The sequence below is a fragment of the Priestia sp. KCTC 13724 genome (assembly GCF_056820425.1).
On record NZ_JBXDLD010000173.1, the window covers coordinates 1 to 10,181 of the forward strand.

Sequence of the window (10,181 nt, forward strand, 5' to 3'; positions counted from 1 at the left end):
GAAATGTTGGTGTGGTAACTTTCATTTTACTAGATAGGACGATTTTTTTGTGTATTTTTTCAAAAAAAATCCAGAAAGAGGGCTGTCAAAAAATCAGCTTTTACTGACTTTTTGGACAGCCCCTTTTCTATTTATCTTGTACCTTATCATTATTAAACATTCAGCGTATTTTTTTCAGATTCAATTAATACTTTATTTCGCCCTAAGAAAATTGCGAGAATGACAATAAAAATCCCTGTGCCAATCAAGAGCCATTCCACACTAATCCAGTCTGCGAGAGGTCCAAAAACCAACATTCCCAGCGGCATCATAGACGTAGAAATCATGCCCATCACCCCGAATAGCCCCATAAACCCTAAATACAGCCAAAAAATAGGAACCAAACCAAGAGCTAACGTACAAACACCCATAATTACGCTAGCTAATCCTAACGTTTTAATCCGGTTTTGAAAGCCTCCCCAAGCTGCAATGACTCCTCCACCTATCATCATTCCAACTGAAAATGCAATTTCAATTGCCGTCAATCGCCACACGTCATCGCCAAAGCTTCGCGTCACTTGAAGCGGGGTTAAAAATGCAGCTGGCGCCATTAGTACAAAGAAAACGGCAAAGAATAAGAAAAATTGCTTTAAGAAAGCATGATTATTCACGTAGCGAATTCCTTGTTTAAAATCACTGAAATAGCTTACTTCCTGTTTCCCCATAGCTTTTTTATGCACAGAAACTTTCACGAAGGTAAGCAGTGTCACAATGGCAAGTGCTGCTGTAACGACGTCAATGAAAAAAATAATCTCAAGCGACACTGTAGCAAGTAAAGCAGCGCTAACCATCGGCGATATAAACATAATGATTGCCTGGATACTTTCGTTTGCTCCGTTTACTTTTGTCAGCTTATCTTTTGGCACAATTTGTGGCAAGATGGCCCCAACAGCAGGTGTTTGAATCCCTGCTCCAAACGCACGGACTGCTGCCATCACAAAAAGAAGCCAAATGCTATCAAATCCCATTAAAAAGAGAATTGCTAGAACAAGCGTTGCAGTGGCAATTAATCCATCCGCGAGCATAATAAGGACTTTTCGATTGTAGCGATCCGCCCAAACTCCAGCAACGGGCGATAAAATAAAGGTCGGAATAAATCCACAGATAATGTACAACGTCATCATGAAGCCCGATTGCGTGGTTAACGTAATGTGCCACATGATAGCGTATTGCACGAGGGACGATCCAAACAGTGAAATCGTTTGGCTACTGAGAAAAAGAATAATATTCTTTAACCAGTTCTCTTGTAAATGACTTTCTGCACTATTCATATTTAACAGCTCATTTCTATTCAATTTTTATCTTATTTACCTACTAATTCCGTCCATGCACTCCTATTTTGAGACAACAAAAAAGAGAGGAATATTCTCCTCTCTTCTTAAAATAACCGTAAAATATAGGGTTTTCTTAAAAATAGACAGACCAATTCCGTTGCTCTGAGCGCAGGCAGAGCTTCCAAGTATTCAATTAGCGAATGAACATTGGTAAACGTAATCTCATTGATGCTGTCAACAGAAAAACCCCCATTTCTTATTAGATACTATTATCATAGCAAAAAGGCCCTTTTGATACAATTACCTTTTTGCTTGGAATTAACAACTCTCTTCTCCCGCCATTAAAAATTAGTATGCACTAAGTGAGCATTTCATTCATTAAAAAGAGCAAACGGTTACAGTTTAAACTTCTACCGACTAAACAAGAAGGATTGCTTCTAAAAGACGAACACTAGCTGTTCCCATCTCTTTGATTTGTCTCAACACGTTCGTTCCATTGCGCTACGGCCACTCGCTTTCCGCGGGGAGGAACCTGAGCTTCCTCGCTGCGCTGCGGGATCTCCGTTTTCTCTCTCTTTCCCGCAGGGGTCGAGTGTCCTACGCTCCATTCCACCCTGTTTCCAACATTGTTTTCACAATCAACAAAAAACCTGAACGATTAAAAGTTATGAACTCTCAATCATTCAGGTATAGTAAGGACTGAACTACTTATGTCTCAGTCTCTTTTCATACTATTTTATATACCATTGCTACATTTCGCCTAATGAACTTTCTTCAACTCTTGAAACCATCACCTTGTCTACACGAAACTGATCCATATCAACCACTTCCAATAACAAATCCCCTACGCGAACTTCATCTTTTACTTTAGGAATTTCTCCCTTTTGGCTGGTGATAAAACCACCAAGGGTATGAAAATTTTTATTGCTCGTTAGGTTTTCGACGCCTTCAAGGTCGAAATACCTCACAAATGTGTCGATTGGAATCAGCCCGTCTGCAAGCCAAGAATTTTCGTTACGCTGGACAATTTGAAGCTCTGTTTCGTGCTCTTCTGGCATCTCACCAATAATATGTTCAAATACATCGTGAAGAGTAACTAATCCTTCCACCCCTCCATATTCATCGATTACAATCGCTTCGTGGTGTGCAGATTTCTTCAACATCTCCATCGCTTGAAAAGCTTTCATTGATTCAGGAAGAATGATTGTTTGACGTATACATTCTGTCAAGTCAAAATGTTCATCAGATACTAGCTTTGCAAACATGTCTTTCGCATGAACAATTCCTTTAAAATTATCAAGCGTTCCCTCTCCTACAGGAAACCTAGAATATGAATTTTCTTTCATTATCTTGATGTTCTCCTCTAATGGATCTTCTAAATCAAGCCATACGAGCTGAGGGCGTGGTGTTAAAATATCGCCTAATCGCTTATCTCCTAAGTAAAAGATTTGTTCCACAAGATCTTGTTCAATGGATTCAACAACTCCGCTATATACGCCTTGTTCAATCAGCTGAGTAATTTCTTCTTCCGTTACATCTGGCTCATCATTTGGCTTTACTCTCAGCACTTTTAATACAAACTCTGTTGATTTACTTAGAATAAAGATAAGAGGTTTACCAATCTTTGAGAAGTAATACATTGGCTTTGCCACAATCGATGCCGTTTTTTCTGGATTGTTTAATCCAATTCGCTTTGGGACCAGTTCCCCAATAATTAATGACAAGTATGTAGATAGACCTACCACAATGATAAAGCTTAACTGATAGCTAAACGCAGACAAAGCATCAATTTGGTCTACATAGCCTGACAGCTGCCCAGCAATTGTGGCTCCTCCAAATGCCCCTGTTATTACACCAATTAACGTAATTCCAATTTGAATGGTTGATAACAGCTGGTTTGGATCCTCAGCAAGCTTTAATGCATATGCAGCTCTGCGGTCACCTTGTTCTTTTAATTTTTCAAGTCGATTCTTTTTAGACGTTACAATTGCAATTTCGGTCATCGCAAAGAGTCCATTTGCGACAATAAGGATTAAAACAATAACGATTGAAATCCAAATACTATTCAAGAGTTTTTCACCGACCTTTAATGTAATAATATACAGTTAACTTACCCGCTTGAACAATAAGTAATACCATTACGTTTATTTGTTATGGTATAGTCAGAAGAGTAACCACTACTCTTCTTCTCACTTTATTTATGTAAAGAGTAACAAAATGCTTTTTATCAATAACGGTGTTAAATTAATTCAAACTCTGCTCCTTCTGGATAAAGCTCCACCTGCAGCTCCTAACATGAACGGACCTGTAAGAGATGGAAACCCGATTGACTGGGCAAATTCTCCCGTCACGCCTACTAAGTTAGGACCCGCTACGGCACCGAATGTCGTAAACACCATTGTCGTACTAATCGCTGTGGCTCGCTGCTTGCTGTTGGATAAGTCTGTGCCCGCATAGCGAGCCTGCAGATTTGTAGCTGTGCCTGCTCCGTATATTAGCAACGAAGCAAATAACAGTACAATACTGTTTAGAATAGCTGCCAATATGACCCCAACTGCACCGATACCACCAAAGAGAAAGCCAGTTGATAGCCCAATACGCCGTCCATATCGTTGTGAAAGTCTGCCCACTAGCAGCGCTGCTCCGGCTGATCCAAAAGTTAATAACGCAGAAGGAACTCCTGCATAAGCTTCTGTTCCCAGCAGATATAAATCTCAAATCACTTTAGCTAGGCGACGTATAGATGCATTTGAAATTTCTGTATTCCTTATTGCAAGAGAACTAATGGAACTTGATGAGGAAAGTTAAAGAGACAAAAAAACCCAAAAACCGCACATAACCACGCGAGGTTTGGGTCTTTAGTACATTCTTATTTATGCATACTTTTCAACTTCAATGTCGTCACAGACTCAACGTGAGCCGTATGAGGGAACATATCGACTGGCTGTACGTTTTTTACTTTGTAGTACTTTGAAAGAATTTGGACGTCTTTTGCAAGAGTCGATGGGTTACAAGATACGTACACAACTTTCTTCGGCTTCACTTGTAAAATTGCTTTTAAAAGCTTTTCGTCACAGCCCGTACGCGGTGGATCCACAACAATAACATCCGGCTTCCAGCCTTCACTTACCCATTTTGGTAACCATTGTTCAGCTGGCCCTGTTACATATGTTGCATTTTCAAAGCCGTGATCTTTCGCATTTTTACGCGCATCCACAATTGATTCTTCAATGGTATCCATTCCGCGGATTTCTTTGGCGTCATCCGCTAGCCATAAACCAATCGTTCCAACACCACAGTAAGCATCAACGATTTTTTCTTCTCCTGTTAGCGCCGCTGCTTTTTTCACTTCGTCATAAAGCTTAACGGTTTGCTGAGGATTTAATTGGAAGAAAGCGCGAGCTGATAGTTCAAATGAGATATCTCCTAGCGTTTCTTGAATGACTGGCTTGCCTGCTAGCGTAAACGTTTCATCACCAAAGATTAGCGATGTTTTTTGACCGTTTACGTTTTGAACAACAGATTTCACTTCCGGTAGACAACGTTTGATTTCCTCTAGTAGTAAGTCTTTACGCGGAATATCTTTTTGTGCCGTAATTAAAACAAGCTGCACTTCACCTGTTTCAAATCCAACGCGTGTCACAATTGTACGAACAACCCCACCGCGCTTTTTCTCGTCATACACAGGAATTTTTAAATCTTGTAAAATACGCTTCATTTCTTTTGTCACGTGATTTGTCGCGCGATGTTGAATCGGACAGTTTTCAATGTCAATTAAGCGGTGTGAATTGATTCCATATAGGCCGGCAATGACTTTTCGCTTGTCCATTCCAACTTGAAACTGTGACTTGTTTCGGTAACGCCACGGATCTTCCATACCAATTGTTGATTTGATTTTTGACTCAACGTTTTTCAATGAGCTATGACGTTCAAAGGCTTGTGAGACAATGTCACGCTTTGAATCAAGCTGGCCTTCATACGACAAGTGCTGAAGCTGGCAGCCTCCACACTGCTCATAGATGGGACAGGGCGGGTTAACGCGCTGTGGTGATTTTTTACGAATACGCTTAATACGACCTTCCGCAAAGTTACGCTGTACGTTCGTTGCTTCAACAACTACTTCTTCATCTGGCAACGCACCAGGAACAAAGACAACTTGGCGTTTGAAGTACCCTACTCCTTCACCGTTAATACCAAGACGCTTAATAGTAAGCGGAAAGGTTTGTCCTTTTTGAACCTTCATTTCTTGTTTAGGTTTATTCATTCTAACAACTCCGATTATAGTTTCTGTTTCTATTTATGCACGGTTTTACCTTTTCATAAAACCGATGATGTTTTTCTTAAAAAAGAACCAAGGCATATTATAACACTTTCACGACAAAAAAACCGACAAGGATTCTTGTCGATTTTAAGGAGTTCGTTGCTCTGTCATATCGGTAGGCTTTTTTTTCTCAATTGGGGCTACTTTTTCACGCTCAAATACGAGGTCATCAATGCTTTTGAACGTATATCCTTCTTTTTGAAGATCACGAATTGCTTTATCAAGCGCTTCGGCGTTATCTTTTGAAACAGTATGAAGAAGTAAAATCGCACCGGGGTGGATTTGAGCCATAATGTTGTCATAGGAATAACGCCAGCCTTTTTGTGCATCCGTCATCCAATCCACAAATGCCAGTGACCAAAAAACGTTAATATAGCCTTCCTCTTTTGATAAAGCCAGCGTTCGTTCACTAAAGACGCCGCGGGGTGAGCGAATGTATTGCATATCATCTCGTCCGGTAATATCTTTGTATTTATCTTCTACTTTTTGTAACTCTTCTTTAAAACGCTTATCGTTTACTTGAGTTAAGTCCGGGTGGTGCCAAGAGTGATTTCCAACAATATGGCCTTCTCGTACCATTCGTTTAATCAGCTTTGGTTGGTCTTTTAGATAATGCCCTGTCACAAAGAACGTTGCCGGTACTTTACGCTTTTTCAACACGTCAAGAACGTCTGCCGTGTAGCCATTTTCATAGCCATTGTCAAACGTAAGATAAATTTCTTTTTTCTTCGTATCGCCAAGGTAAAAAGCTTCATATTTCTTTAAAAGCTTTTCATGGGAAGCTCCTGCATCAGCCGGCTTGTGGTTTTTACTTTTTTGAAATCCCCAGCTAATCGGTTTATTTGAATAGGTTTGTGCTGAGACTGGGATCGTTACGCCTACTAAAACAACGAGGAAAAGGATGAATCTACGCATAACGTGCTCCTTTCCAAAGGTCAGTTTATGCTTAGTATCCATCCTTTTCGTTTACGTATGCTCGCTACTTTTTACCAGTTATTTAAAAACAGGCTCTTTAAATTGCTCAAGTTTTTCAAGCGATGATTTATCAACATCGGCATGTAAGCTATTGCCGTGAGAATCCATCGTTACAACTGCTGTGAATCCTTCAACTTTTAAATGCCACATTGCTTCTGGAATACCAAACTGCATTAAATCCACGCCTTCAACGCTCTTAATGCAATCTGCGTAGTACTGCGCTGCGCCGCCGATTGCGTTTAAGTATACGCCTCCGTGCTCTTGTAGAGCCGCTAGGGTTTTTGGTCCCATTCCACCTTTACCGATGACAGCACGAATACCAAATTTCTTCATAATATCACCTTGGTAAGGCTCTTCACGAATACTTGTGGTTGGACCTGCCGCTGCTACCTTCCAGTTGCCCGCATCGTCTTTTAACATAACTGGACCACAGTGGTAAATGATTTGGCCGTCTAAGTCAACTGGCGCATCGTTCGTTGTTAAGTGTTTGTGGATTGCGTCACGGCCCGTATACATCATGCCGTTAATCGTTACCACATCACCTACTTTTAACTCACGAATTTGCTCTTCTGTAATTGGTGCTTGCAGAACAACTTCGCGCGTTTTATTCGCTACTTTATCTTCTGCTTGCTCCGCTTGTTCAGAGAAGTCAATTTCTTCACCTTCTTGGTATAGCCATTCTGTTACGTCACCTGTCTTGGCATTAATCTTAATGCCAAGACGACGGTATGCCCAACAGTTGTACGCAACCGATACGAAGAAGCTTGCTGGGATACGGTTAATAACGCCAACTTTACAGCCAAGAAGCGTTGTTTCACCGCCAAATCCCATTGTACCAATGCCAAGCTTATTGGCATTTTCCATCACATACTCCTCAAGCTCTTTTAGCTGCTCGTTTGAGTTTTCATCGTCTAAGCTTCTGAAAAGCTGCTCTTTTGCTAGCTCATAGCCTGTTGTACGGTCGCCACCGATTCCCACTCCGATGACGCCGGCGCTACAGCCTTGGCCTTGCGCCTGATACACAGAATGCATCACGCATTTACGAATACCGTCTAAATCACGACCCGCACGGCCCAGTCCTTCAAGCTCACATGGTAAACTGTACTGAATGTTTTTGTTCTCACAGCCGCCGCCTTTTAAAATGAGACGCGCGTCAATATAATCATTTTCCCACTGTTCAAACTTAATAACCGGCGTTCCTGCACCTAGGTTATCACCGCTGTTCGCTCCTGTTAACGAATCAACGGAGTTTGGACGAAGCTTTCCATTTTTTGTTGCTTCTTCAATTGCCCAATAAATCGCTTTTTTGATTTCAATTTGGTTCACACCAACTGGAGTTTTAATTTTAAATGTCGGCATCCCCGTATCCTGACAGATTGGTGAGATGTTTTCATCCGCCATTTTAATGTTGTTTGTGATTGTTGCAAGTGACATCGCTGCACGCGTGCCCGCATTTTCTTTTGCTTTTGCCGCTGCAATAGCACGTCGCACATCCTTCGGTAGTTTCGTGGATGTTTCAACAATTAGATTGTACATACTCTTTTTTAAAGCTTCAATCATTGTAGATCTCCTCCCGTGTCCCCTAAATAAATGTAAGCGTTTTTTATTTTCAGAAGAGCCGGCCGTTTCCGTTCTTCATTTCACTTTTATTATACTCTCTTGTCTTATAATCTGAAAGGTTTTCCTTGGAATTAGCTGGCTACCAGTTCTTCTGTTTTCTTAGCGTTGTAATGTGTGCAATATGATGATTTCCGTGCCATGCATAGGTCCCGATCACTTCTGCAATAGTCATTTTTCCGTTATCAGGATGTTCAATCGTTCATTTCAATTCTGTATACGCTCTAGAGGTAATGCTCGAAGTTTATGTGAAAATAAAACAGCAGCTCGAAATCATTTTTATCTCCTGTTGAATTATTCCATTTTTTAACATATCGAATCCTTGATGAAATATAAAGATTTTAGTCCCATAAAAAAAGCGAAAAGACTCTTTAGCCCTTTCGCTTTATCTTACTTATTATCGTCGCTCTTTTTAAACTGCTCACACTTTAATTCAAGATCATCAATCATTGTGATTAAACGGTCAATGTCCTCAAGGTCCGTTGTTTCAGGTTCAATAGAATCAAGCACCTGCATAAACATATTTAAACGTTCTTTTAAATAGCGAACTTGTGATTCTGAATCATGCACTGCGTTTCCCATTACGTATCGACACCTTTTCATGATAAATTTTTAATGATAGAAACAATTTTCTTTTATCGTAACGAATGATTTTGCATTTGACAACTAAAAGCATTTTGATAATAGTTGCTAACTTTTATAAACGATTTTAATGTCAAATGGTTGCTCTTCGCCATTATCTGTTGTTTCTTTCCAATAATAAATTTTTTTAATGATTTCGTGTAAAATTTTATTAGCTTTACCAGGGTTAGAGATAGTATCCATAGAAAGTAAAGTTTCTATGTTAGTTTTAACTTTGTTGCATCTCTCTACCTCTAACTTACTCTCTATGGCCTCTATTTGTTTTAATTCATCCATTATTTCAAGTTGGATTTTTTTTATATTTTTTATCTCTTCAGTAGCTTCTTCTGCTTCATAAACACCTATCCTAAACCCTTCCTGCACATTTTTCTTTTGTTTATTTAACTCATCATACTGAAGAGTTAGCTTACTTTGCTTAAATGCTATCTTTTCAAAAAACGCCTCATCTCTATTTATTATGCTCTCAGTGTACTTATTAAGTTCTATTAAATATCTTTTGAGCTCTTTAAACACTTTTTTCTGTACTCGTAAAGCTCTAACCCCATTATTTTTACACCTTGGCAAACCGGATAGTTTATGTTCCAACTTGGCTTTTTGACCTTTTGAAGCATAACAATTAAGAATATAAAGTTCTCGCCCTGATTTGTCTAATGTATTTTTATACTCCCTTTTACTATACTTCATACAAAAAGACAGTGTTTGCTGACAGCAAGAGCACTCTAACAACTTTGATAATGTATATATACCTCTTTGGGATTTTTGAGGTACTTTTCTTTTTTCTAGCCTAATACTTTGAGCTTGTTGAAATACTTCCATACTTACTAAAGCAGGATGAGCACCTTCTACAGTGATTGCACTTTCCCCTTGTAATTTATAACTTACCACTCCTATATATGCCACATTAGAAAGAATGAGCGAAGTAGATCGCGGTGTAAAAACTTTTCCTGCTCTTGTTTTCTTACCTTTAATCGTTAATATCTGACAAATTTCCGCTTGATTTAATTTTCTATTTACATACATATCAAAAATATCTTTAACGGTTTGAGATTCTTTTGGATGAGGCAATAGATGTTTATATTCATCTTTCATATAACCATACGGAGCTATACCAAAATAAACTCCTTTTTTTATAGCATGGATTCTTCCTCTAAGCAGTTTTCTTTTAGTAATTTCTATAAAATGATTATCTATTTCTGTCCGTGTATTTGACTCATTAACATCATCATCGTTAATAAAATTATAAATTTTCATGCGTGTTGATTAACCAATAAAATCCAAAAAAAGCATACAAAAAAGGGCACCTATCTTGTAGA

8 protein-coding genes and 1 pseudogene are annotated in these 10,181 nt (G+C 39.2%); all 9 read right to left on the reverse strand.

Annotated elements, in window-relative coordinates; all coding sequences use genetic code 11:
- Window positions 1-152 precede the first annotated feature (152 nt).
- A complete protein-coding gene (locus AC1UFB_RS19795; RefSeq protein WP_482589883.1) occupies window positions 153-1,310 on the reverse strand; it encodes an MFS transporter in 1,158 nt (385 codons plus the stop codon).
- Window positions 1,311-1,764: 454 nt separating this feature from the next.
- A complete protein-coding gene (locus AC1UFB_RS19800) occupies window positions 1,765-1,926 on the reverse strand; it encodes a hypothetical protein (RefSeq protein WP_482589885.1) in 162 nt (53 codons plus the stop codon).
- A gap of 136 nt (window positions 1,927-2,062) precedes the next feature.
- Window positions 2,063-3,382: a hemolysin family protein gene (locus AC1UFB_RS19805; RefSeq protein WP_328101679.1), complete on the reverse strand. Its 1,320-nt coding sequence runs from the start codon at window positions 3,380-3,382 to the stop codon at window positions 2,063-2,065.
- 198 nt (window positions 3,383-3,580) lie between these two features.
- Window positions 3,581-4,018: pseudogene (locus AC1UFB_RS19810) on the reverse strand (MFS transporter); the annotation flags it as partial.
- Window positions 4,019-4,182: 164 nt separating this feature from the next.
- The gene (gene rlmD / locus AC1UFB_RS19815; RefSeq protein ID WP_061785528.1) at window positions 4,183-5,577 is read right to left on the reverse strand and encodes a 23S rRNA (uracil(1939)-C(5))-methyltransferase RlmD; all 1,395 of its coding nucleotides are present in this window, start codon (window positions 5,575-5,577) and stop codon (window positions 4,183-4,185) included.
- 144 nt (window positions 5,578-5,721) lie between these two features.
- Window positions 5,722-6,549 carry a delta-lactam-biosynthetic de-N-acetylase gene (gene pdaA, locus AC1UFB_RS19820; RefSeq protein WP_025908672.1) on the reverse strand — a complete coding sequence of 276 codons (828 nt, stop codon included), beginning with the start codon at window positions 6,547-6,549 and terminating at the stop codon, window positions 5,722-5,724.
- 78 nt (window positions 6,550-6,627) lie between these two features.
- A complete protein-coding gene (locus AC1UFB_RS19825; RefSeq protein WP_328101681.1) occupies window positions 6,628-8,169 on the reverse strand; it encodes a fumarate hydratase in 1,542 nt (513 codons plus the stop codon).
- A gap of 447 nt (window positions 8,170-8,616) precedes the next feature.
- Entirely contained in the window at window positions 8,617-8,808 is a 192-nt protein-coding gene (locus AC1UFB_RS19830; RefSeq protein WP_076512866.1) for an SE1561 family protein, read from the reverse strand.
- A gap of 108 nt (window positions 8,809-8,916) precedes the next feature.
- Window positions 8,917-10,119 carry a recombinase family protein gene (locus AC1UFB_RS19835; RefSeq protein WP_482589889.1) on the reverse strand — a complete coding sequence of 401 codons (1,203 nt, stop codon included), beginning with the start codon at window positions 10,117-10,119 and terminating at the stop codon, window positions 8,917-8,919.
- Window positions 10,120-10,181 lie beyond the last annotated feature (62 nt).